This window comes from uncultured Limimaricola sp., assembly GCF_964022235.1.
Taxonomy (GTDB): Bacteria; Pseudomonadota; Alphaproteobacteria; order Rhodobacterales; family Rhodobacteraceae; genus Limimaricola.
The window spans coordinates 51,011-73,004 of the sequence record NZ_CAXHZL010000011.1; the positions used below are offsets into that span (position 1 = coordinate 51,011).

At 68.1% G+C, this 21,994-nt stretch carries 22 protein-coding genes and 1 tRNA gene; 13 read left to right on the forward strand and 10 right to left on the reverse strand.

What is annotated here, in order from left to right:
- The first annotated feature begins 147 nt into the window (after nt 1-147).
- The gene (locus AADJ02_RS13795; RefSeq protein ID WP_341213597.1) at nt 148-1,356 is read left to right on the forward strand and encodes a class I SAM-dependent rRNA methyltransferase; all 1,209 of its coding nucleotides are present in this window, start codon (nt 148-150) and stop codon (nt 1,354-1,356) included.
- On the forward strand, nt 1,353-1,913 hold the full coding sequence (locus AADJ02_RS13800) for a PIN domain-containing protein (protein WP_341213598.1): 561 nt from the start codon (nt 1,353-1,355) through the stop codon (nt 1,911-1,913). Before AADJ02_RS13795 ends, AADJ02_RS13800 begins: the two co-directional genes overlap by 4 nt.
- Here the strand turns inward: AADJ02_RS13800 and AADJ02_RS13805 are convergent.
- Nucleotides 1,910-2,593: a M48 family metallopeptidase gene (locus AADJ02_RS13805; RefSeq protein WP_341213599.1), complete on the reverse strand. Its 684-nt coding sequence runs from the start codon at nt 2,591-2,593 to the stop codon at nt 1,910-1,912. The two genes, AADJ02_RS13800 and AADJ02_RS13805, sit on opposite strands and share 4 nt — an antisense overlap.
- Nucleotides 2,594-2,763: 170 nt before the next feature.
- Here AADJ02_RS13805 and AADJ02_RS13810 point away from each other — a divergent pair, with 170 nt between their 5' ends.
- Nucleotides 2,764-2,922, forward strand: coding sequence for a hypothetical protein (locus tag AADJ02_RS13810; protein ID WP_341213600.1), 159 nt, complete (start codon nt 2,764-2,766; stop codon nt 2,920-2,922).
- Nucleotides 2,923-2,961: 39 nt separating this feature from the next.
- On the opposite strand, the gene AADJ02_RS13815 is transcribed toward AADJ02_RS13810, so the two are convergent.
- A complete protein-coding gene (locus AADJ02_RS13815) occupies nt 2,962-3,255 on the reverse strand; it encodes a hypothetical protein (protein WP_341213601.1) in 294 nt (97 codons plus the stop codon).
- Nucleotides 3,256-3,485: 230 nt separating this feature from the next.
- Between AADJ02_RS13815 and dksA the strand changes: the two genes are divergently transcribed.
- Together dksA and AADJ02_RS13825 are read left to right on the forward strand one after the other, a co-directional pair.
- Nucleotides 3,486-3,908: an RNA polymerase-binding protein DksA gene (gene dksA / locus AADJ02_RS13820; protein ID WP_341213602.1), complete on the forward strand. Its 423-nt coding sequence runs from the start codon at nt 3,486-3,488 to the stop codon at nt 3,906-3,908.
- Nucleotides 3,909-3,936: 28 nt separating this feature from the next.
- Nucleotides 3,937-5,094: an FAD-dependent monooxygenase gene (locus tag AADJ02_RS13825; RefSeq protein ID WP_341213603.1), complete on the forward strand. Its 1,158-nt coding sequence runs from the start codon at nt 3,937-3,939 to the stop codon at nt 5,092-5,094.
- A 69-nt stretch (nt 5,095-5,163) separates the two neighbouring features.
- Here the strand turns inward: AADJ02_RS13825 and AADJ02_RS13830 are convergent, their stop codons facing one another.
- The 4 genes from AADJ02_RS13830 to AADJ02_RS13845 form a co-directional block, all read right to left on the reverse strand.
- A complete protein-coding gene (locus tag AADJ02_RS13830; RefSeq protein ID WP_341213604.1) occupies nt 5,164-5,499 on the reverse strand; it encodes a hypothetical protein in 336 nt (111 codons plus the stop codon).
- A 459-nt stretch (nt 5,500-5,958) separates the two neighbouring features.
- Entirely contained in the window at nt 5,959-6,741 is a 783-nt protein-coding gene (gene xth / locus AADJ02_RS13835; protein WP_341213605.1) for an exodeoxyribonuclease III, read from the reverse strand.
- A gap of 64 nt (nt 6,742-6,805) precedes the next feature.
- Nucleotides 6,806-9,217, reverse strand: coding sequence for a PBP1A family penicillin-binding protein (locus tag AADJ02_RS13840; RefSeq protein ID WP_341213606.1), 2,412 nt, complete (start codon nt 9,215-9,217; stop codon nt 6,806-6,808).
- 75 nt (nt 9,218-9,292) lie between these two features.
- The gene (locus AADJ02_RS13845; RefSeq protein ID WP_341213696.1) at nt 9,293-9,616 is read right to left on the reverse strand and encodes an iron-sulfur cluster assembly accessory protein; all 324 of its coding nucleotides are present in this window, start codon (nt 9,614-9,616) and stop codon (nt 9,293-9,295) included.
- Nucleotides 9,617-9,747: 131 nt separating this feature from the next.
- Here AADJ02_RS13845 and AADJ02_RS13850 point away from each other — a divergent pair, with 131 nt between their 5' ends.
- From AADJ02_RS13850 to AADJ02_RS13885, 8 genes are all read left to right on the forward strand, one after another.
- Nucleotides 9,748-10,932 carry a deoxyguanosinetriphosphate triphosphohydrolase gene (locus tag AADJ02_RS13850; RefSeq protein WP_341213697.1) on the forward strand — a complete coding sequence of 395 codons (1,185 nt, stop codon included), beginning with the start codon at nt 9,748-9,750 and terminating at the stop codon, nt 10,930-10,932.
- A gap of 37 nt (nt 10,933-10,969) precedes the next feature.
- The gene (locus AADJ02_RS13855; protein WP_341213698.1) at nt 10,970-12,940 is read left to right on the forward strand and encodes a cation:proton antiporter; all 1,971 of its coding nucleotides are present in this window, start codon (nt 10,970-10,972) and stop codon (nt 12,938-12,940) included.
- Between the two features lie 109 nt (nt 12,941-13,049).
- On the forward strand, nt 13,050-14,792 hold the full coding sequence (gene argS / locus AADJ02_RS13860; RefSeq protein WP_341213607.1) for an arginine--tRNA ligase: 1,743 nt from the start codon (nt 13,050-13,052) through the stop codon (nt 14,790-14,792).
- Nucleotides 14,793-14,865: 73 nt separating this feature from the next.
- Complete coding sequence (locus AADJ02_RS13865; protein WP_341213608.1) at nt 14,866-15,822, forward strand: SPOR domain-containing protein; 957 nt, start codon at nt 14,866-14,868, stop codon at nt 15,820-15,822.
- Nucleotides 15,819-16,814 (forward strand): glycoside hydrolase family 3 N-terminal domain-containing protein, encoded by a 996-nt coding sequence (locus AADJ02_RS13870; protein ID WP_341213609.1) that lies wholly within the window; start codon nt 15,819-15,821, stop codon nt 16,812-16,814. The genes AADJ02_RS13865 and AADJ02_RS13870 overlap by 4 nt, the downstream gene beginning before the upstream one ends.
- Entirely contained in the window at nt 16,814-17,605 is a 792-nt protein-coding gene (locus AADJ02_RS13875; RefSeq protein ID WP_341213610.1) for a ScpA family protein, read from the forward strand. The genes AADJ02_RS13870 and AADJ02_RS13875 overlap by 1 nt, the downstream gene beginning before the upstream one ends.
- A complete protein-coding gene (scpB, locus tag AADJ02_RS13880) occupies nt 17,602-18,228 on the forward strand; it encodes an SMC-Scp complex subunit ScpB (protein ID WP_341213611.1) in 627 nt (208 codons plus the stop codon). Before AADJ02_RS13875 ends, scpB begins: the two co-directional genes overlap by 4 nt.
- Before the next feature lie 137 nt (nt 18,229-18,365).
- Nucleotides 18,366-19,832 (forward strand): GGDEF domain-containing protein, encoded by a 1,467-nt coding sequence (locus AADJ02_RS13885; protein WP_341213612.1) that lies wholly within the window; start codon nt 18,366-18,368, stop codon nt 19,830-19,832.
- 6 nt (nt 19,833-19,838) lie between these two features.
- Here the strand turns inward: AADJ02_RS13885 and AADJ02_RS13890 are convergent, their stop codons facing one another.
- The 4 genes from AADJ02_RS13890 to ihfA all read right to left on the reverse strand — a co-directional run bounded on the left by AADJ02_RS13890 (nt 19,839) and on the right by ihfA (nt 21,970).
- A complete protein-coding gene (locus tag AADJ02_RS13890; RefSeq protein WP_341213613.1) occupies nt 19,839-20,915 on the reverse strand; it encodes a 2'-deoxycytidine 5'-triphosphate deaminase in 1,077 nt (358 codons plus the stop codon).
- Nucleotides 20,916-20,973: 58 nt separating this feature from the next.
- Nucleotides 20,974-21,050, reverse strand: a tRNA-Pro gene (locus AADJ02_RS13895).
- Nucleotides 21,051-21,117: 67 nt separating this feature from the next.
- Nucleotides 21,118-21,657 (reverse strand): MerR family transcriptional regulator, encoded by a 540-nt coding sequence (locus AADJ02_RS13900; protein WP_341213614.1) that lies wholly within the window; start codon nt 21,655-21,657, stop codon nt 21,118-21,120.
- A gap of 10 nt (nt 21,658-21,667) precedes the next feature.
- The gene (gene ihfA, locus AADJ02_RS13905; RefSeq protein WP_341213615.1) at nt 21,668-21,970 is read right to left on the reverse strand and encodes an integration host factor subunit alpha; all 303 of its coding nucleotides are present in this window, start codon (nt 21,968-21,970) and stop codon (nt 21,668-21,670) included.
- Nucleotides 21,971-21,994 lie beyond the last annotated feature (24 nt).

Below are 21,994 nucleotides of genomic sequence, written 5' to 3' on the forward strand. Positions count from 1 at the left end.
GGCGTTACCACGGTTCGTTAGCGCTAACAACCTTCGTGGCGGGTCTTGGGATCGCAAAACGCGTCCTTGCGTCAGATCTTGCCGATCCGGGGCCCGGTTTCGCGCGTCGCGGCTTTTCGTGGCGCGCGGGTCAGGGTAGGAGAGCGCATGACACCCTTTCCGCACCTCCCGCCTTATCCCGCCGTCCGGCTGATGCCCAAGGCTGACGCTCGCGCGATCCGCCACGGCTTTCCGTGGGTCTTCGCCAACGAGATGGTCCTCGATCGTCGCACCAAGGCGCTCGCCCCCGGCGCGCTGGCGATCCTCGAAGACGCCGAGCGGCGGCCCATGGCCGTCGTCACGGTGAACCCCGGCTCCAAGATCGCGGCTCGCGTGCTCGACCGCGACGCCGAGGCCGTGATCGACGGCGACTGGATCGCGGCCAAGCTCGCCACCGCGCTGCGCCACCGCGAGGCGCTTTACGATCAGCCATTCTACCGGCTCGTGCATGCCGAGGCCGACGGCCTGCCCGGCGTGGTGATCGACCGCTTTGGCGACATCGCGGTGCTGCAGCCCAACGCCGCTTGGGCCGATGCCGCCGCCGAGACCATCGCCGACGCGCTCTTGGCCGCGACCGGCATCCGCCGCGTCGTGTTCAACGGCGCAGGGAGAGCGCGGGGCCTCGAAGGGCTGGACGAGGAGCTTCGGATGCTGCGCGGCGACGCGCCCGAGGGGCCGCTGCCGGTGCCGATGAACGGGGCGACCTACATGGCCGACCTGATGGGCGGCCAGAAGACCGGCCTATTCTACGACCAGCGTCCGAACCACGCCTTTGCCGCCTCGCTGTCGAAGAACGCCCGCGTGCTCGACGTGTTCAGCCATGTCGGCGGCTTCGGCCTCGCCGCTTTGGCGAATGGCGCGGCCTCGGCGCTGGCCGTCGACGGCTCGGTCCCGGCGCTCGATCTGGCGCGGGCGGGGGCCGAGGCCTCGGGGCTCGCCGATCGCTTCGAGACGCGGCAGGGAGATGCCTTCGACACGCTGGCCGCCCTCGACAAGGAAGGCCGCCGTTTCGAGGTCGTGGTTTGCGACCCGCCCGCCTTTGCGCCGTCGAAATCGGCGCTGGAGCCGGGCCTGCGCGCCTATGAACGTATCGCGCGTCTGGCCGCATCGCTGGTGGAGGAGGGCGGTTATCTCGTGCTCTGCTCGTGCAGCCATGCCGCCGATCTGACCAAGTTCCGCGCCGCCTGCGCGCGTGGCATCGGCAAGGCAGGGCGCCGCGGCGCCATCTGCTACACCGGTTTCGCGGGGGCCGACCATCCGGTGCTGCCGCAGTTGGCCGAAGGCGGCTATCTCAAGGCGATCGTGTTCCGCCTGTGAGGGTGCTGCTCGACGCTTGCGTCCTCTATCCCACGGTGATGCGCGAACTGCTCTTGGGCTGCGCCTCCCGTGGGTTGTTCGAGCCGCGCTGGAGCGCGCGGATCTCGGAAGAGTGGGCGCGGGCGGCGGCCAAGCTGGGGCCAGAGGGAGAGGCGATCGCGCGGGGCGAAATCGCGGTGCTGGCATCGCGGTTCGCGCGCGCCGAGGTGGCCGTGGCCCCGGATCTCGAACGTCGCCTCTGGCTTCCCGATCCGAACGACATCCACGTGCTGGCCAGCGCGGTGGCGGGGCACTGCGACGTGATCGTCACGATGAACGCCAAGGATTTTCCGCGCGACGTGCTGGCCGAGGAAGGGCTGTCGCGCGCCGATCCCGACAACTTTCTGCTAGGGATATTTGAGGCCAGCCCCGGCCCGGTGGGCGAGGTCGTGAACGCCGTGGTGGCCGAGGCGACGCGGCTTTCGGGTGAGGTCTGGACGCCGCGCAAGCTTTTGCGAAAGGCGCGGCTGAACCGGTTGGGCAAGGCGGTGGAGGCGGCAGGATCGGGGCTGGACTAGGCCTTGAGCCACTTGGCCTCATTGGCCTCGATCGCGGCAAGCCGCGCCTCGGTCTTGGGGTGGCTCATGAGCCAGGCCGGGGTGGCGCCGCCGACGCCCGCGAGCTTGTCGAGCTTTGACAGCAGCGATTTCTGCGGCGCGGTCCCGAGGCCCGCCTTGATCATCAGCGCCGAGGCATAGGCGTCGGCCTCGTATTCGTCGACGCGGCTGATCCGGGCCGCCACCAGCCGCGCCAGCCCGGCCGCGATCATACCGCCAAAGCCCGGAATGATCCGTGATAGCAGTGCCGCGAGCGCCGTGCGCAGCGCGTTTTGTGCCGAGAAATCCACCATGCGCCGGCGCGAATGTCCGAGTGCCACATGGCCCAGCTCATGCGCCACGACGCTGGCGATCTCTTCGGCCGTGACGGCGCCGGAGGCAAAGCGCTCGACGAAGCCACGGGTAAGAAAGATCCGCCCATCCGGAGCGGCGAGGCCGTTGACCGGGGCGATCTCGTAGACATGGACCTTGATGCGCGGCAATTCGAGCGCGCGGGCCAGCTTGTCGCAGACCGCCCGCAGCCGAGGTTCAGCCAGTTCGGTCGATTGGGTGTCGAGAGACCGCCGCGTCCGCCAGACAGACACCTGATAGACGGCGAATCCGTAGAGCAGCGCGAGGATGAGCGGTGAGAGCTTGAGCATTATGGCAATATGGTGGCCGGGACTCGTCCGCACAAGCACCGTTTCTTGGGTGTCACATGCGTCCGATACGCCACAGATTGCGTCAAGTGTGATTAACCGGACGGGAACCGAATCCGGGTTAGAGGTATTGTCACAGTGTCAGGGGGGTTGTCCTACTGAATGAGGCAACCATGAATTATGATCAGTTCGACAAGCAGGTGCGCGACAGCACGCTGCAAAAGGCCTTTCCCGTTGAGCGGGAAACGCCAGACAGGCTGCGCCAGCTGCTCGATCAGCTGGCGTCGCGCAGTCAGGACAGTGATCGGCACAGCGGCGAGCGGGCGGGCTGAGCCCCGCCCGCCGTCGGTCTGGGCTCAGATGGTCCGACGTCAGGCTCCGACGCGGCTGAGCAGCAACAACACGAACAGGCCCACGATCCCGAGCGCCAGCGCATGTGCCGCGCCCCATTGCGCCATGTCCGCCGCCCCGCCGCCGTGTCGGCGTGCCCGGTAGGCGCCCAGAACGGCCCCGATGAAAAGACCGGTAAGTGGTAGGATCATCGCGTTCTCTCCGAGCGTTTCACGATCAGCTCCGACCGCGAGGGCGTGAGTAGCGCCAAGGAGGACGCCCTGTCCAGCAATCGCCGCCGCGGCGCGGCGACGCAGCGCAAGACGCACCGTCATATGCACTTTCTGCGCGAAACATGCTAGGTTGATCCCACTACCAACGCGTGTGCCGCAGTTTGCGAAACGCCTGTTTTTAAAGCCGTCGCCTCGCGTTGCCGCAGCGACACGGCAGTGCAGAAACAAGGTGACAGGAGGTGACGCAGGGAGTAGGAGAGCGGCATATAAGGGGTACGCCGGTCGCGGGGTGGATTTGGGGACCCGGCGCTGGCCCTTCAACGGGAGCACACATGAAAGCCGAGTCATTTCTTACTGACGACTACCGGCCCGCCGAGACCGAGCCGTTCATGAACGAACGTCAGCTTGAGTATTTTCGCCGCAAGCTGCTGGCTTGGAAGGGCGAGCTTCTCTCCGACAGCCGTGACACCATCGAAGGCATGAAGGACGCGACGCGCAACATTCCCGACATCGCCGACCGTGCCAGCGAAGAGACCGATCGCTCGCTCGAACTGCGCACGCGGGACCGTCAGCGCAAGCTCGTCTCCAAGATCGACGCCGCGCTGCGCCGCATCGACGAGGGCGAGTATGGCTATTGCGAGATCACCGGCGAGCCGATTTCGCTGCGCCGTCTCGACGCGCGGCCGATCGCCACGATGAGCCTCGAGGCGCAGGAGCGCCACGAGCGCCGCGAGCGCGTCCACCGCGACGACTGACCTTCTCGTGACGTCCACGCCACCCCGCTTGGCGATCGCCATCGCCGGCGCGGGGATCGGCGGGCTCTGCGCCGGGCTGTGTCTGGCGCGTGCCGGGCATCGGGTCGAGATCTTCGAACGCGCGCCCGCGCTGCGCGAGATAGGCGCGGGCATCCAGATCACCCCGAACGGCGCCGCCGTGCTCGAACGGCTCGGCCTCGGGGCCGCGCTCGACGCAATCTCGATCCGTGCCCATGCCGTGCAGCCGACCGATGGCACCTCGGGCCGCGCCATTGCGCGCTTCCCTCTGGACCGGGGCTCTCACCCCTACCGATTCCTGCATCGCGCCGCCTTGATCGAGCTGTTGGCCAAGGCCGCGCAGGCCTCTGGCGCGCGGGTCACCACCGGACGATGCGTTGTGGGGGCGGACCCCGACGCCGGAATCCTTGCGTTCGACACGGGCCACCCCGCGCAGGCCGACCTGATCGTGGCCGCCGACGGGCTGCGCTCGGTGCTGCGCCCGTTGGTTGCCCAGCCGGAAGCCGCGCAATTCACGGGGCAGGTGGCATGGCGCACGGTGCTGGGCGGCATCGAGGCCGACGCCGACGCCGAGGCGCGAATCTGGATGCTGCCCAACCGACACGTGGTAACCTACCCGCTGCCCGGCAACCGGCTCAACCTCGTGGCGGTACGCGAGCAGTTGGACTGGGCACCGGAGGGCTGGGACCATGCAGAGGACCCGGCCCAACTGCGCGCGGTTTTTGCCGATGCTGCGCCCGAGCTTCGCCGGATGTTGGAGCGGGTGGAGGAGCTGCGGCTTTGGGGGCTGTTCCGCCACCCCGTGCCGACCCGCTGGCACAAGGGGCGGGTGACGCTCCTTGGCGATGCCGCGCATCCGACGCTGCCGTTTCTGGCGCAGGGCGCAAACCTCGCGATCGAGGATGGCTGGGTGCTGGCGCGGGCGTTGGAGGCGTCACCCGATCTCGATGCGGCATTGGACCTCTTCGCGGCGACGCGGGGCCCACGGGTGCGCCGCGCCATCGCCGCGGCGCAGGCTAACGCCCGCAATTATCACCTGTCGGGTCCGGCCCGCCGGATCGCGCATGCCGGGCTCGGGGCCATTGGCCGTCTGGCCCCCGATCGCTTCACGGCCCGCATGGCCTGGCTGCATGCGCATGACGTCACATGCGAAATGCCCGCCGCCTGAAGGGCGACGGGCAAAGCCGGGGAGGGCTTTGACGGGGCGGGACTGGAGACCCGCGCCCGTCTTATCGGATCACTCGACGACGCGGAGCAGTTTGGTCGCGGTCACTTCGCCATCGGCGTCATAGAGCACGGCGAAGACGTGGCTGCGGAACGGCTTGTGCTCGAGGTCGATGCGGACGTCGCTCTCGAGGCCGGCGCGGACATCTTCGCTGCCCAGCAGGGCACCGGTGGCGAGGCTGGAGCCGTCGCGGATCTCGACGCGGCCATCGGTGCTCGAACGCACGATGTCGAGGTCGACATGGGCGGCGCTGGTGACGCTACGCTGGTTGCTGAAGCCGTCGGTGGCGGCCATCGCGGGCATGGCGGTGGCGGCGATCAGGGCGGCGGCGATTGCGAATTTTTTCATGGTTCGTCCTTTCAAGGTGTGCCCCGGGGAGGTGGGGCGAAGTATTTGTCGTGGCGGCCGCCTCTGGCTGCGCGCCTTGCACAAGAGTTAGGGGCCGGGGCCGGGCGCTACCATCGCGGCATTGTCGCGATCTGTCGCAGCACCCGGTCCCGTTACATCCCGCTACAACTTCGCAGTGGCCGGAGCGCGGAACGGCACGAAGCCTGTGCTCCTAAGGCCCGTCTGGTGAAGTCGTGGTGCGAAGTGCATCGGGTGATCCGGTTTGTCTCGTTGCGATGAACAGGAGATAGGGTGGATCTTTCGTAAACTGAACAGTTCAGTATGTGCACCTGTGCCATCGGTGCTGTGCGCAAGGGCGGGCTTGCAACCGGCAGCCTCGGAATCGCGAGGTCCAGGGCCATGAAACAAAGGGCGCGCGGTCGGCACCGCGCGCCCATCGATCCGTCTAGATCCTTGTGATCAGGCGTCGAGTTCGATCCAGACCGGCACGTGATCGGAGGGTTTTTCGCGGCCGCGCACCTCGCGGTCGATCCATGCGTCGCGCAGAAGGTCGGCGGCTTGCGGCGTCAGGAGCAGATGATCGATGCGGATGCCGTTATTGCGCTCCCACGAATTGGCTTGGTAGTCCCAGAAGGAATAATGCCCCGGCCCCTGCACCCGCGCGCGGAAGGCGTCGGTGAAGCCGAGGGTCTCGATCCGGCGATAGGCAGCGCGGGTCTCGGGCAGGAACAGCGCGTCCTCGCGCCATGCATCCGGGCGGGCCGCATCCTCGGCCTGCGGGATCACGTTCCAGTCGCCGGCGAGCAGCGCCGGTTCCTCCAGCGCCAGAAGCGCCTGCGCGCGGGCATGCAGACGCTCCATCCAAGCCAGCTTGTAGTCGTATTTCGGCCCCGGCACCGGGTTGCCGTTGGGCAAATAGAGGCAGCCCATGCGCACGGGCCGCGTCTCGCCGATCACGGTGGCTTCGATATAGCGGGCCTGTTCGTCGCTGTCGTCGCTGGGCAGGCCACGCGTGATATCCTCGAGCGGCAGGCGCGACAGGATCGCGACGCCGTTGAAGCCCTTTTGCCCGTGGGTTTCGACGGTATAGCCCATGTCCTCGAAGTGCTGGCGCGGAAAGCCCTCGTCGACCGACTTGATCTCTTGGAGCAGCGCCACGTCGGGCTGCTTTTCGGCGAGCCAGTCAGACAGCGCGCCGATCCGCGCCTTGACGCCGTTGATGTTGAACGTGGCGAGTTTCATCCGCGCCTCCCTGGGCCAAGCTTGCCCCCGGCTTGTAACAGCCGGGGGCGGGCGGGCAAGCCGCCTAGCGGGTGCAAAGCTTGCGCGGGCCGGAGTAGGGCTGGAAGCTGCAGTCCGAGGCGCGGAACGAGCGATAGGCGCGCGAGCAGGCGCGGACGTCGCAGGAGGCCTGGCCCTGACCTTGGGCCGCGGCTTGACGCAGCCGGTCGCCATTGGTCGTGGTCACCTCGGTACCGCGACGCACCCGCACCGGCGTCTGGCTCTCGGCAGTGGGGGCCTGCTTCGCGCCCGCACCACCCCCCGCCAGCACCACTTCGCGCCAGATCTCCGCCGGAAGGCTGCCGCCGGTGACCGCGTCCATCGGGGAGTTGTCGTCATTGCCGATCCAGACGCCGACCACGAGCTTGTCGGTGAAGCCGATGAACCACGCGTCGCGGCTGTTCTGGCTGGTGCCGGTCTTGCCCGCGGCAAAGCCGTCGATCGCCGCGCGCTTGCCGGTGCCGTCGGTCACGACCGAGCGCAGCATCGAGATCATCGGATCGCGGGTGCGGTTGAGCTCGACCGCGTTCGGATCGGCCCCCGACACCGACAGCGCCACGCCGGTCTCGCCCAGTTTGAGGCTGGCGATGCCGGTGGCGTTGATCGGTGCGCGGCCCGCAAGGATCGCGGCATAGGCCTCGGTCATGTCGAGCAGCGACACCTCCGAGGTGCCCAGCGCGAGGCTCGGCGTTTCGGTAAGCTTGCCCTCGATGCCGAGCTGACGCGAGACCTCGATCACCTGATTGATCCCGACCTCTTGGGCCAGACGCACGGTGGCGGCGTTGAGCGATCGTTGGAACGCCTCGCGCAGCGTCACGACACCGGCGTATTGGCCGTTGAAGTTCTCGGGCTTGTAGCCGTCGATGTCGATCGGCTCGTCCGGCAGGCGGGTGTCGGGATCGGCCCCCATCACGAGGGCGGCGAGGAACACCGGCAGCTTGAACGTCGATCCGGGTTGGCGCAGCGCGTCGGTGGCGCGGTTGAACTGGCTTTGGTTGTAATCGACGCCGCCGACCATGGCGCGCACGCGCCCGTCTGGCGTCATCGCCACGATTGCGCCTTGCGTCGCGCCCGCCTCGGCGCCCCGACCCGCGATGGCGTCCTGCAGGATCTTTTCGGCCTTGGCCTGCAACGCGATGTCGAGCGTCGCCGAGACGGTGAGCGGGCCATCGACTGCCCCAGACAGCTCCTGCGCCTCGCCCAGCACCCAGTCGGCAAAGTAGCTGCCGGCGCGGGCGGGGGGCGGCGAGGGCTCGAGGCTTGCCATCTCGGTCTTGGCGGCCTCGTATTCGGCCGCGTCGATCCGCTCCAGATCGCGCATCACCGACAGCACCACCAACCCGCGTTCGCGGGCGCGGCCGAGGTCCGCCTCGGGGTTGATGACCGACGGCGCGCGGATCGTCGCGGCGAGGATCGCGGACTGGGCGAGCGACAGCTCCTGCACAGGCGTGTCGAAGTAGAGCTGTGCGGCGGCGGGCATGCCCCAAGCCCCCGAGCCGAGGTAGGTGGAGTTGAGATACAGCTCCATGATCCGGTCCTTGCCGAGCTGGCGTTCCAGACCCAGCGCGAGGACCATCTCCTGCAGCTTGCGTTTGTAGGTGCGGTCGGGGTCGAGATAGAGCACCTTCACCAGCTGCTGCGTGATGGTCGAGCCGCCCTCGACCACGCCGCCGGAGGACAGGTTGCGCCACATCGCGCGGCCGATGCCTTCGATGTCGACGCCGGGGTGGTCCCAGAAGCGGCGATCCTCGATCGAGGAGACGGCCTGCGGCAGGTAGTCGGGCATTTCGTCGATGGCGACATAGCCCGCGCGGTAGGCGCCACGGGTGAACAGCGTATCGCCTTCCTCGTCCTGCACGGTGAGCGTCGGCTCTTCGAGCGGTGGCAGCATCTCGGCCAGCGGCAGGTCACGCACCGCCCAGACGAGCACGCCGCCCGCGAGCACGATGCCCAAAAGCAGCAAGAAGGCGAGGCCGAAGATCGTGCGCCAGACCCAGCGCGAGGCCCGCACCGTGGCGGCGGGGTGCAGTTTGCGCTCGTCGAGCCGGGCGCGGCGGCGGGCCGAGGCGTTTCGCCAACCCTGAACCGCACGCTGCGTGATGGGCGGGCGCAGGCCGGTCTCGTCGATCTCGGGGTCGGATTCGGTCGCGGCGCGGTGCGCGCGCAGTTTTTCCTGCGCAGCGGCGAGGCCGGCGGTGGTGCCGCTCACGGCGCGCTTGGACAGGCTTTGCGCCGCGGTGCGGCTCTGACCGACGACGCGGGCACTCGCCCGGCCCAGACCGCGACCGCTACGGCCCAAGGCGCGCATCAAGGCCGCCCAGAAGGCGCGCGCCGCCTGCGCGAGATCGCCGTCTTGCGAGGTCGAGGTGGCGATAGGCTCCCGCCCGGCCCCGTCTGGTGATTGATCGGGGCGGTCGGGCGTCTTGTCGTCGGTCATGGTGTTGGAATTCCGGTACTGTCCGCACCGGAGGGTAGGGGCGCGCGGGGGCGCGTCAAGCCGCCGCAGCCGCCCTTAGATCGAGAAGCTGGTGCCGCAGCCGCAGGAGCTTGTGGCGTTGGGGTTCTCGATCACGAAACGCGCGCCGATCAACTCGTCGGAAAAGTCGATCACCGCGTTGGCGAGAAACGGCAGCGACACGCTGTCGACCACCACTTTTTCGCCCGCGCCCTCGAGCACGAGATCGTCGTCTTTCGGCTCATCGAGCGCGATCTCGTACTGAAAACCCGAACAGCCGCCGCCCTCAACCGCCACGCGCAACGCCTTGCCCTGCGCCGTCGCACCGATTTCCGAAAGGCGATCCCAAGCGCGGGGGGTGACAGTGGGGGGCAGCGTCAGCATGTCGGAACCTATCCATGGGCAGGGTCATTGACCGGGTCCGACGCGGGTCATTCGGGCGAATGTCCTGTGCGGGCGGCCTTCAGACCCATATAGGTAAGGTGAATAGTGACGACAAGCTGGCGGACATGATGATGGCTCCCTACGCCTCCGACCCACGCGACACGCGCGGCAGGCTCCACCCCGAGGAAGAGAGCGCCTTCCGCTCGCCCTTTCAACGCGACCGCGACCGCATCATTCATGCGAGCGCGTTTCGCCGCCTCAAGCACAAGACGCAGGTCTTCATCGAGCACGAGGGCGATTATTTCCGCACCCGCCTCACCCATTCGATCGAGGTGGCACAGGTGGCGCGGACCATTTCCGGCGTCCTTGGCCTCAACACCGAGCTGACCGAGGCGGTGGCGCTGGCGCATGATCTGGGCCACCCGCCCTTCGGCCATACCGGCGAGGACGCGCTGAACGCGCTGATGGCACCCTACGGCGGTTTCGACCACAACGCGCAGGCGATCCGCATCGTCACCTCGCTGGAGCGGCACTACGCCGAGTTCGACGGGCTGAACCTGACGTGGGAGACGCTGGAGGGGATCGCCAAGCACAATGGCCCGGTGACGGGGGAGATCCCCCATGCGCTGGCCGGTTACGTCGCCCAGCACGATCTGGAGCTGCATACCCATGCCAGCGCCGAGGCGCAGGTCGCGGCCCTGGCCGACGACATCGCCTACTCTCACCACGACCTGCACGACGGCCTGCGGGCCGAGCTGTTCTCGACCGACGAACTGGCCGAGCTGCCGATACTGCGCGAGTGTTTCGCCGAAGTGGATCGCAAATATCCGGGCCTGAACTACTACCGTCGCCGCCACGAGGCGCTGCGCCGGTTCTTCGGGGTGCTGGTCGAGGACGTGATCGGCGTGGCGCGCGCCAATCTCGCCGAGGCCGCACCCGCCTCGGCCCAGGAGGTACGCGAAGCGGGGCGGATGATGGTGCGGTTTACCGATGGGCTGTGGAGCGATCTCAAGGTGCTGCGCCGCTTCCTGTTTCACCGCATGTACCGCGCCCCCGAGGTGGTGGTGATGCGCGAGCAGGTTACAGGGGTGATCCACGATCTGTTCCCTCTGTTCATGGCGCATCCCGAAAATCTGCCCAAGCAATGGCGAAAAGACGTTGCGGAGGCGGAGGGCGAAACCGCCTTGGCACGGATCGTCGCGGACTACATTGCCGGGATGACCGATCGATTCGCGTTGCAGGAGCACGCGCGGCTGACCGGCTCGGACATACTTGAAACAACGAATGTGGCGGGAGCTTGGAGTGGCGATTGAAACGGCAACGGGACAGGTGGCGGCGCTGAGCCCTATCATGGCTTTCGCGCTGGTGGGCGCGATCGGGGTGGGTTCGCAATGGCTGGCCTGGCGCCTCAGGCTGCCGGCGATCGTGCTAATGCTGGTGGCGGGCCTCGCCATCGGGCCGGGCTTCGGCTGGTTCGTGCCCGATCGCGACATCGGCGCGCTGGTCAGGCCGATGATCTCGATCGCGGTGGCGATCATCCTGTTCGAGGGCGGGCTCACGCTCAATTTCCGCAGCTTGCGCGACGAGGCGAAGGGGGTGAGCCGGCTTGTCCTCATCGGCGCGCCCTTGGGCTGGCTGTTCTCGACGCTTGCGCTGCGCTACGGCGCGGGGCTGAGCTGGGAAAGCTCGGCGGTGTTCGGCGGCATCATGATCGTCACCGGACCCACCGTGATCGCTCCGCTCTTGCGCACCGCGCGGCTGGCGCGTCGCCCGGCCTCGCTGCTGCAATGGGAGGCGATCGTCAACGACCCGATCGGCGCGCTGGCGGCCGTGCTCGCCTTCGAGGTGGTGCTGGTCATGCGCACCTCGGTCACCGTCGGCAGCGCCGTGTGGGAACTGGCGCTCGGCGTCGGCGTGGCGCTGGCGCTCGGCGCGGCGGGCGCGGCGGTCATTGCCTGGGGCTTTCGCAAGGGCAGGGTGCCCGAATACATGAAGGTGCCGGTGCTGTTCGCGCTGCTGCTGGCGGTCTTCGCGGTGTCCGACACGGTGCTGCACGAAAGCGGGCTCCTGGCGGTGACCATCATGGGCATCGGCATCGCCAATGCCGATCTGCCGTCCTACGCCGAACTGCGCCGCTTCAAGGAGCACGCCACCATCCTGCTGGTCTCGGGCGTGTTCATCCTGCTTGCCGCAGCGGTCGAGTTCGACACGCTGACCGCGCTCGACTGGCGTGCGGTGATGTTCGTGCTGGCGGTGGTGCTTCTGGTGCGGCCGCTCACCGTCTACCTGTCGCTGCTGGGCGCGGGTGTGCCTTGGCGCGAACAACTCCTCGTGGCGCTGACCGGGCCGCGCGGCGTGGTGCTGGTCGCGGTGGCGGGCCTGTTCGGCGAGCGGCTCGTCGATCTCGGCGTGGCCGATGGTGCCCTGGTCGCACCGCTGGCCTTCGTCCTCGTGGCCTTTACCGTGGTGGTACATGGCTTCACGCTCGCGCCTTTCGCGCGGATGCTGGGCCTGTCTGGCGGCGCGGTGCCGGGCGTGCTGTTGATCGGCGGTTCCCGTTTCACCCGCGGGCTGGCCGAGGCGCTGGGCAAGGTCGATGTGCCGGTGTTGATGGCCGATCCCAACCACAATAACCTGCGTGCCGCGCGCGCCGAGGGCATCCCCACCTATTCGGGCGATATCCTGTCGGAATCGGCCGAGCACTGGCTCGAACTCGTCAGCTACGACATCGTCGTCGCCGCCACCGAGAACGATGCCTACAACACGCTGGTCGCCACCGATCTCGGCCCGGAATTCGGGCGCGACAACGTCTATCAGATCGCGCGGCAGAAGATGGAGAGCGCGCGACATGCCCTGTCGTCGAGCCTGACGGGGCGCGCGTTCGGCCCCGAAGAAACCTATGGCGGGCTCGAACAGCTGATGCATGAAGGCTGGAGCTTCCGGGTCACGCGTCTGACCGAGGAATACACCCTCAAGGAATGGCGCGAGAAGCGGCCCCATGCCAAGGTCGTCGCCCGCGTCGGCCCGCAAGGCACGACCGAATTCATCCGCGAGGATGACGACATCCGTGCCGCACCGGGCGTGCGCATCATCTCGATGCTGCCGCCGGGCGAGGAAAAGGGCACCGACCCCGAGGCGGGCCACGAGATCGCCAAGCAGGCCGCCAAGAACAACGGGGCCAAGGGCAGCGGTCGTCCCGCCGGCAAGAGCGGCAGCATGGCTGGCGTCAAGGCCCTTGGCGTGAAGGCTTGGGGTCCGAAGCCGGGCGCGGAGCCGACAGGCGGCAAGAAGTCCAAGGGCGAGCCGCCCCGAGCCGCCTAAGCGTGGCTCCAAGACGGTCCCAGAGCGGTGCCGCGCGTTGACGCGCGGCACCGCCGTGGTAAAGGGTCGCGGGCCGATCTCGCGGCACGACTGGCCGAAAGGACTGCGCATGAACCTCTTCACCGACATCCGGGCTCTGGTGCTCGACACGCTGGACGCAATGGCGCGCGATGGCGCGATCCCCCAAGGATTGCAGACCGGCGCCGTGACGGTGGAGCCGCCGCGCGACGCGGCGCATGGCGACATGGCGACCAACGCCGCGATGGTGCTGGCCAAGCCCGCGCAGAAAAAACCCCGCGAGATCGCCGAGGCTCTGGCCGTGCGCCTTGTCGAGGACGACCGGATCGAGAGCGCCGAGGTGGCCGGGCCGGGCTTCATCAACATCCGTCTCGCAGCCTCGCTGTGGCAGGGCATCGTGCGTGCGGCGCTGACCGAGCAGGGCTTCGGCCGCTCGACCATGGGGCAGGGCGAGAAGGTCAACGTCGAATATGTTTCGGCCAACCCAACGGGGCCGATGCACGTGGGCCACGCGCGTGGCGCGGTGTTCGGCGATGCGCTGGCGCGACTTCTGGATTACGCGGGTCACGAGGTGACCAAGGAATACTACGTCAACGACGGCGGCGCGCAGGTCGACGTATTGGCGCGCTCCTCTTTCGAGCGCTACCGCGAGGCCTGCGGCATGACGCCGGAGATCGGCGAGGGGCTTTACCCCGGCGATTACCTCGTGCCGGTGGGCGAAAAGCTCAAGGAGATCTGGGGCAAGGGCAAGCTCAACGCCCCCGAGGAGGAGTGGCTCGAAGAGGCACGCGAGATCGCCACCGAAGCGATGATGGAGATGATCCGCGAAGACCTCGCCGCCCTCGGTGTCACCATGGACGTGTTCTTCTCGGAAAAGGCGCTCTACGGCACCGGCCGGATCGAGGACGCGATCAAGACGCTCGATGAAAAGGGCCTGATCTATCGCGGCACACTGGAGCCGCCCAAGGGCAAGACGCCCGAGGATTGGGAGCCGCGCGAGCAGACGCTGTTCCGCTCAACCGCGCATGGCGACGATGTCGACCGCCCGATCATGAAGTCGGACGGGGCCTGGACCTATTTTGCGCCCGACATCGCCTATCACCACGACAAGGTGACGCGCGGTTTCACCCAGCTCATCGACGTGTTCGGCGCCGATCATGGCGGTTACGTGAAACGGATGAAGGCCGCTGTCTCGGCGCTTTCCGAAGGGCGCGTGCCGCTCGACGTGAAGCTGATCCAACTGGTGAAGCTGTGGAAGAACGGCGAGCCGTTCAAGATGTCCAAGCGCGCCGGCAACTTCGTGACGCTGCGCGATCTGGTGGATCAGGTCGGCTCGGACGCGGTGCGGTTCCACATGCTGACCCGCAAGAACGATGCGCCGCTCGACTTCGATTTCGACAAGGTGCTCGAGCAGAGCCGCGAGAACCCGGTGTTCTACGTGCAATACGCCAACGCGCGCATCAACTCGGTGCTGCGCAAGGCCGACGCCATGGGCATCGTGGTGGATGACGCGACGCTGGCGGGCGCGGATATGACCAAGCTCGACCACGAGGCCGAGGTGGCGCTGATGCGCACGCTCGCCGAATGGCCGCGCCTCGTCGAAATTGCGGCCAAGGGCCACGAGCCGCACCGCGTCGCCTTCTACCTCTACGACCTCGCCTCGGCGCTGCATGCGCTTTGGAACCGGGGCAACGACGAGCCGTCCTTGCGCTTTGTGCAGGAGGGCAACGCGGTCACGACGCAGGGCAAAATTTCGCTCGCCCGCGCGGTCGGCGTTGTGATCGGGGAGGGGCTTGGTATCCTTGGCGTCACCCCTGTCGAGGAGATGCGCTGAGCGCAGCTTCGGGCGAAGAATGGCAGGAGGGGGCGCGCGCCCCTCGCGACAACAGGCGGCAGAGAGGCTGGGAATGGCACAACCGAGCGATCCACAGGGCCCCGGCCGACTGGCGGCCGGGATGGCGCTGGTGTTCCGCTATGCGGGGGCCATCCTGTCGCTTGCCCTCGTGCTCGGCATCGGGGTCTGGGGCTACAAGCTGTGGATGCGCGACGTGACCGGCATCCCGGTGGTGCGCGCCATGCAAGGCCCGATGCGCGAGGCCCCCAAGAACCCGGGCGGCGAGATCGCGCTGCACACCGGTCTTGCCGTCAACGACATCGCCGCGATGGGCGAGGCGGCCGGACCCGAAGAGCGGCTGGTGCTGGCGCCGCAGCCGCCGGGGCTGACCGAGGACGACCTGCTGGTGCAGCCCACGGCCGAAGCGGGCGAGCTGCGCGCCGGTGAGGATCTCGCGCAGGCGCAGCCGGTGTTCGACCCGACCAAGCCGATGTCGGTCGACGACGTGGCGGCGCTGGCCGACAGCCTCGCGGCGGGCGCCGCGCCGCTGGGCGTGATGGAGCCGCCCGCACCGGGCACCGTCGCGGGGCCCGCGCCTTCGGTGATCGCCGCCGCAGATCCCGCGCAAGCGCCCGCCGCCTCCGCCACCTCCGGCGCGCCTGCGCGCCCGGCACTGCGGCCCAACGCGCTGCGCCCCGCCACCGCCATGGCCGCCGCGGCCGCCCCCGCGCCCGAGCGCGAGATCGCGCCCGTGGCGGTCAGCACCAACGAGATCGCGCCGGGCACCAGCCTCGTGCAGCTCGGTGCCTTCGAGAGCCCGGAGGTCGCCGGGCAGGAGTGGGCACGGCTCATGGGTCGCTTTGGCGAGCTGATGGCCGGTCACGACCGGCTGGTGCAGGAGGCCGTGAGCGGCGGGCGCACCTTCTTCCGGCTGCGCGCCACCGGCTTTGCCGATCTGGCCGAGGCACGGCGTTTCTGCTCGGCGCTCGTCGCCGAGGACGCCGCCTGCATCCCCGTGGTGGTGCGATGACCGCCGCCGCGATCCTCGGGCCCGAGGGGCTTCGGCTCGGGCGCGACGAGGCCGCCTTCTTTCGCGACAGCGATCCTTGGGGCTTCATCCTGTTTGCGCGCAACATCGACACGCCCGAACAGCTGCGCCGCCTCACCGGCGATCTGCGCGCCTCGGTGGGCCGCGACGCGCCGATCCTGATCGATCAGGAGGGGGGCCGCGTGCAGCGGATGCGCCCGCCGCATTGGAACGCCTATCTCCCCGCGCTCGACCAGATGCAGCGCGCCTCCGACCCGCTGCGCGCGCAATGGCTGCGCCACAGGCTCATTGCCGCCGAGCTGTTCGAGGTCGGCATCGACGTGAACTGCGCGCCGCTTGCCGATCTGGTGGAGCCGCAGACGCACCATATCCTGCGCAACCGCCTGTATGGCGACACGGTCGAAGGCGTGGTGGCCGCCGCACGCATCGCCGCCGAAGGGCTTTTGGCGGGCGGTGTGCTGCCGGTGCTCAAGCACATCCCCGGCTATGGCCGCGCCAGCGTCGACAGCCACAAGTCGTTGCCGCGCGTCTCCGTGCCGCTCGAGGATCTGCGCGCGCGCGACTTCGCGCCCTTCGCGGCGCTCAAGGACATGGCGATGGGCATGACCGCGCATATCGTGCTCGACGCCGTCGATCCGGATCGGCCTGCCACCACCTCGGCGCGGGCGATGCGGCTGATCCGCGAAGAAATCGGCTTTGACGGGCTGCTGATGACCGACGATCTGTCGATGGAGGCCCTGTCGGGCAGCATCGGCGAACGCGCCGAAAACAGCATCGCGGCGGGCTGCGACGTGGTGCTGCACTGCAACGGCGACCGCGAGGAGATGGCGGCGGTGATCGCGTCTTGCGGCCTCATGGGGCCGGAGACGACGCGCCGCGCCGATGCGGCGTTGGCGCAGCGCCGGATGCCCGAGCTTGCCGATATCGAGGCGCTGCGCGACGAGCTTGGCGCGCTCACCGGCGAGGACACGTGATGGACGGCGCACAGGACATCGCCGCCGCGCAGCCTTCGGTCGAGGAGCGGCGGAGTGCCGAGGCGCTGATCGTCGACGTCGAGGGCTTTGAGGGGCCGCTCGACCTGCTTCTGGTGCTGTCGCGCAGCCAGAAGGTCGACCTGCGGCAGGTTTCGATCCTGGCGCTGGCCGAGCAGTATCTTGGCTTTGTCGAAAAGGCGCGGGCGCTGCGGATCGAATTGGCCGCCGATTACCTCGTGATGGCCGCATGGCTGGCCTTTCTCAAGTCGCGCCTGCTGCTGCCGCCCGACCCCAAGGGCGACGAGCCGTCCGGCGAAGATCTCGCCGCGCATCTGGCGTTTCAGCTCGAGCGGTTGCAGGCGATGCGCGAGGCGGCGGCGTCGCTGATGGCGAGGCCCCGGCTTGGGCAGGACGTGTTCGCGCGAGGGGCCGCCGAGGCCGTGACCGTGCACCGCTCCTCCGTGCATCACGCCAGCCTGCTCGATCTCATGCAGGCCTATGCCCGCGTGAAGACCCGCGACGAATTTCGCCCCTTCGTGATGGACCGGCGCGACCTGATGACCATGGAGCAGGCGCTCGACCGGCTGCGGGTGCTGGTGGGTGAGGCCGCCGACTGGGCCGATATCTCGGCCTATCTGCCCGAGGATTGGCACATCGCCCCCAAGCGCCGCCGCTCTGCCACCGCCGCGACCTTCGCGGCCTCGCTCGAGCTGGCCAAGGAGGGCCGCATCGAGATCCGACAGGACGAAAGCTTTTCCCGCATCGAGATCCGCCGGAAGGACCGCGCATGACCCAAAGCCCTGAACCCGCCCAGTTCGACGCCCCTCCGCGCGTCGAGGCCGCCCGGATGGTCGAGGCGATGCTGTTTGCCAGCGCCGAGCCGCTCGGGGTGGCCGAGATGGCGCGCCGCCTGCCCGAGGGCACCGACCTGTCCGGCGCGCTCGAAGATCTGCGCGCCCGCTATCAAGGTCGCGGCATCGAGCTATGCCGCATCGGCGAGGCCTGGGCCTTTCGCACCGCGCCGGATCTGGGACACCTGCTTGAACGTCACACCGTCGAGATCCGCAAGCTCAGCCGGGCCGCGACCGAGACCTTGGCGATCATCGCCTATCACCAGCCCTGCACCCGCGCCGAGATCGAGGAGATCCGTGGCGTCTCGGTGAGCCGTGGCACCATCGATCAGCTTGTGGAGATGGGCTGGGTGCGGCTGGGGCGGCGCAAGATGACGCCGGGACGCCCGGTCACCTTTGTCGTGACCGAAGGCTTTCTCGACCATTTCGGCCTGTCCAGTGCGCGCGATCTGCCGGGATTGCGCGAGCTGCGCGCGGCGGGGCTGCTCGACAACCGTCCACCGCCCGAGGCGGGCGGGCAGGAGGCACAGGACGAGGCGCAGGACAGCCTGTTCGGCGATTGATCTCGCGCTCGCCGCGCAGGTCGGACCCCGGCCCCTGCGTGCGTAAATGATGCTTTAAACAGATTGGCCCATATTCTGCGGAAACTGGCGAAGGTTGCGTATTGCATCGCGTCGGTGATCAGACCGGGACCAACACTATGCCTCTCGACACGGCCCGACAGTTTTCGGCACGCAATTTTGGCGAGGTGCGCCATGCGATCCGGATCATCCGCCGGTTCGAACGATATCGCTTTCGCCTTGCTGCCGCCGCGGCCGGGATCTGCGGTCTGGCCCTCGCCGGGTATCTGTTGGATCTGCGCGCGCTGTATCTTCCCGTGGCGGAGGGCGGCGGCACGCATCCACTGACCGCGTTGACGGCGCTGATGCTGGCGCTGGCGCGGCTCAGCCCGCATCGCAAGGCGGAATTCGCCTTCGCGCTTCTGGCGATGCTGCTCCTGAGCTTGCGCGGAGCCGAACTGCTTTGGCCGCAGAGCCCGCTGGCGATCGGACACTGGCTTGGTGCGCTATCGCTGAGCCCGGCGCCATCGGAGGCGGCCGCGATGGGCTACAACTCGTTGATCACCCTCTGTGCCATTTCCGTGGCCGTGCTGGTGGAGCGTCGCTCGGCCATGGGCATGGCCGCCCTCGCGGCGGCCTTCGGTGTGTGCAGCACGGTGATCGTGGCCTACAGCTATGCGCTGCACCCGGCCTTTGGTGGCATGTCTCCTATCACCACGCTGATCGCATTGCTGTTGATGCTGGCCACGGTGGGGCGGCACATCGATCCCTTGGCGCTGCGACTGCTGCTGTCGGACAGCGCGGTCTCGCGGCTGCTCCGCCGCCAGCTTTTGCTGGCGCTCAGCGGGTTCTGGATTGGCGGCCTGCTGCTGTTGCAGTTGCAGCCCGCACAATGGACCACCGCCGCGCCGCTGGTCACCACCGTGATGCTGGTGCTGGCGGTGGCGGGGCTGATGTCGACCGTCGCCATGCTCGCCGGCACCGAAAACGCCCGTCAGCTTCAACAGGCAGCGCTCGAGCGGCTTTCGGTCACCGATGCGCTGACGGGGCTCTCGAACCGCTGGGCCTGCGACGTCTTTGCGGGCCGCGCGATCGCCGCCGCGCAGCGCGAGGGCACCGGCCTCGCCGTGGTGCTCATCGACATCGATCGGTTCAAGTCGGTGAACGATCGGTATGGCCATGCCGCTGGAGACCGGCTTCTGCGCGAGGTGGGGCGCCTTTTGCCGCGCTGGCTGCGCCGGTCGGATCTTGCCGCGCGCTGGGGCGGTGAGGAGTTTCTGCTGATCCTCACCACCACCCGTCTCACCGGCGCAATCGCCTTGGCCGAACGGGTGCGGCACTGTTTCGAAGACAGCCTGTCGCTGCCCGATGGCTCCGAGCCGATCACCGCGTCGATCGGTTGCGCCGAACTGCTGACGGGGGAGGACACGCTCGATGCGGCGATCTCGCGGGCCGATGCCGCGCTCTACCGCGCCAAGAACGGCGGTCGCAATCGGGTCGAGCCGCGTCCGCCCACCTTGGGTCCGGTCACCGAACCGGAGGCACCCGAAGACGAGGCCCGGCAGATCGGTCCCCATAACAGGCGTGCCGCCGACGCGACACCCTGAGGCGCGTCAGATGGCGCGGAACTGCTTGGACAGCTTGAGGCCCTGACCTTGGTAGTTCGAGGCGATGCCCGCACCGTAGAGGCGATCGGGGATCTCGGACATGCGCTCGTAGACCAGTCGGCCCACCACCTGACCATGTTCGAGCACGAAGGGCGCCTCGTGGCAGCGCACTTCGAGCACCCCGCGTGAACCCTTGCCCTGCGCTTCGGCATGGCCGAAGCCGGGATCGAAGAAGCCCGCGTAATGCACACGAAATTCCCCCGCCATGGCGAGATAGGGCGCCATTTCGGCGGCATAGGCCGGGGGGATGGTCACCGATTCGCGGCTGACCAGGATGTAGAACGCGCCGGGGTCGAGGATGATCCTTCCCCGCGCGGCGGTGACCACCTCCCAGAACTCGGCCGGATCGTAGTGGTCGATGCGATCGAGGTCGATCACCCCGGTGTGGGGCTTGGCCCGAAAGCCTGCGCAGGAGGCAAGTTCCGGTGACAGATCGACCGAAAACCCGAGGCCCTCGGAGATCAGCGCCGGGCCATCGACCAAGGGCTCCTGCGCGTGCAGATTGGTCAGCTGCGCATCGTCGAGCACCGCCTGTCCCGCACGAAATCGGATCTGGTTGAGCTTCATGCCGGGCCGGACCAGAACCGAAAAGCTGCGCGGACAGATCTCGGCGTAGAGCGGGCCATCATGCCCCGGCGCAACGCGGTCGAACTCGGTGCCGCCATCGGTGATGAGCCGCGTCAGAAGGTCGAGCCGCCCGGTGGAGCTTTTGGCGTTGGCGACGGCCTGAATGCCATCGGGCAGCGACAACCGCTCCATCAAGGGCACCACGTAGACGCAGCCCTTTTCCAGAACCGCGCCATCGTCGAGGTCGATGCGGTGCATCTCGAATTCGGAGATCCGATCGGCGACCCGGCGGCCATCGCCCGTCAGGAACGAGGCGCGCACCCGGTAGGCGACGCGGCCAAGCCGCAGATCGAGGCTGGCAGGCTGGATCTGGGCGGGATCGATCGGTTCGGACGCCGATATGGCTCCGATTTCGATCAACTCGGCGATCCCCTGGCGGGGCAGAACTCCGGTCACGGGCGGCTCCTCCTGACATGACGACGCCCGCCGCTTTGAGGCGGCGGGCGGTCATAAATGGTCGGGCTAGCAGGACTCGAACCTGCGACCTTCCGTCCCCCAGACGGACGCGCTACCAGGCTGCGCTATAGCCCGACTGAGGCTGCTAATGCCTTATACGGCGGACGGGAGCAAGCCGATTTGCACAAAAAATTTCAGGTTTTCAGAGCGGGCGATCGCGCGCGGCGATCATCCGCAGGCGCAGGCTTTCGATGCGGTGCAGCAGCGGCGCGATCCGTGCCGCGCGGGCCATGAGGCGGGCCGGATCGGCGGCCAGAACGGCCGAAAGCGGCGAGGCGGGCTGCGTTCGGGGCGCGGGGTTCGGCGCGGTGTTCGGCGTCGAATCCTCCTCGCGATCAAGCACGAGGACCGCGTCTTCGACGGCGTCGGCCCCGGACGCGATCCGGGGGCGGGGCGGCAGTGGTTCGGAGGCGGGCAGGCCGTGATCGGCGACGTGGCGCGCGCCTTTTTCCCGCAGCAGCTTCTGCACGCCCTTGATGGTCATGCCCTGATCATGCAGCAAGGCCTTGATGCCGCACAGAAGCGCCAGATCCTCGGGACGGTAATAGCGTCGCCCGCCGGCCCGCTTGACCGGACGCACCTGTGCGAACTTGCTCTCCCAGAATCGCAAGACATGCGCAGGCGTGTCGAGCGCCTCGGAGACCTCGCCGATGGTTCGGAAGGCGTGGGCCGATTTCGCCATGAGTTCTGCCTCAGTCCTTGTTGCCCGAGGCGACCTTGTCCTTCATCAGATGCGAGGAGCGGAAGGTAAGCACCCGGCGTGGGTGTATAGGCACCTCTTCGCCGGTCTTGGGGTTGCGCCCGATGCGCGCGGCCTTGTCGCGCACCGAAAACGTGCCGAAGGAGCTGATCTTCACCTGTTCGCCGGCCACCAGCGCGTCCGAGATATGGCCCAGCACCGTCTCGACAAGCTCGGCGCTGTCGTTTCGGGACAGTCCCACCTCTTCGTGCACGGCCTCGGCAAGATCCATCCGCGTCAAAGTCTTGTCCGCCATTTCGATCTCCCTGAACTTCCGCAA

Excerpts from the sequence above, each read along its gene's own strand:
- AADJ02_RS13875 (WP_341213610.1), top strand. The coding sequence starts at position 16,814 with ATGGACGGCGCACAGGACATCGCCGCCGCGCAGCCTTCGGTCGAGGAG.
- dksA (WP_341213602.1), top strand. The coding sequence starts at position 3,486 with ATGAAAGCCGAGTCATTTCTTACTGACGACTACCGGCCCGCCGAGACC.
- AADJ02_RS13865 (WP_341213608.1), top strand. The coding sequence starts at position 14,866 with ATGGCACAACCGAGCGATCCACAGGGCCCCGGCCGACTGGCGGCCGGG.
- AADJ02_RS13795 (WP_341213597.1), top strand. The coding sequence starts at position 148 with ATGACACCCTTTCCGCACCTCCCGCCTTATCCCGCCGTCCGGCTGATG.
- AADJ02_RS13855 (WP_341213698.1), top strand. The coding sequence starts at position 10,970 with ATGGCTTTCGCGCTGGTGGGCGCGATCGGGGTGGGTTCGCAATGGCTG.
- scpB (WP_341213611.1), top strand. The coding sequence starts at position 17,602 with ATGACCCAAAGCCCTGAACCCGCCCAGTTCGACGCCCCTCCGCGCGTC.
- AADJ02_RS13850 (WP_341213697.1), top strand. The coding sequence starts at position 9,748 with ATGATGGCTCCCTACGCCTCCGACCCACGCGACACGCGCGGCAGGCTC.
- argS (WP_341213607.1), top strand. The coding sequence starts at position 13,050 with ATGAACCTCTTCACCGACATCCGGGCTCTGGTGCTCGACACGCTGGAC.
- AADJ02_RS13815 (WP_341213601.1), bottom strand. The coding sequence starts at position 3,255 with ATGACGGTGCGTCTTGCGCTGCGTCGCCGCGCCGCGGCGGCGATTGCT.
- AADJ02_RS13810 (WP_341213600.1), top strand. The coding sequence starts at position 2,764 with ATGAATTATGATCAGTTCGACAAGCAGGTGCGCGACAGCACGCTGCAA.
- xth (WP_341213605.1), bottom strand. The coding sequence starts at position 6,741 with ATGAAACTCGCCACGTTCAACATCAACGGCGTCAAGGCGCGGATCGGC.
- AADJ02_RS13900 (WP_341213614.1), bottom strand. The coding sequence starts at position 21,657 with ATGGCGAAATCGGCCCACGCCTTCCGAACCATCGGCGAGGTCTCCGAG.
- AADJ02_RS13870 (WP_341213609.1), top strand. The coding sequence starts at position 15,819 with ATGACCGCCGCCGCGATCCTCGGGCCCGAGGGGCTTCGGCTCGGGCGC.
- AADJ02_RS13840 (WP_341213606.1), bottom strand. The coding sequence starts at position 9,217 with ATGACCGACGACAAGACGCCCGACCGCCCCGATCAATCACCAGACGGG.
- ihfA (WP_341213615.1), bottom strand. The coding sequence starts at position 21,970 with ATGGCGGACAAGACTTTGACGCGGATGGATCTTGCCGAGGCCGTGCAC.
- AADJ02_RS13830 (WP_341213604.1), bottom strand. The coding sequence starts at position 5,499 with ATGAAAAAATTCGCAATCGCCGCCGCCCTGATCGCCGCCACCGCCATG.
- AADJ02_RS13885 (WP_341213612.1), top strand. The coding sequence starts at position 18,366 with ATGCCTCTCGACACGGCCCGACAGTTTTCGGCACGCAATTTTGGCGAG.
- AADJ02_RS13805 (WP_341213599.1), bottom strand. The coding sequence starts at position 2,593 with ATGCTCAAGCTCTCACCGCTCATCCTCGCGCTGCTCTACGGATTCGCC.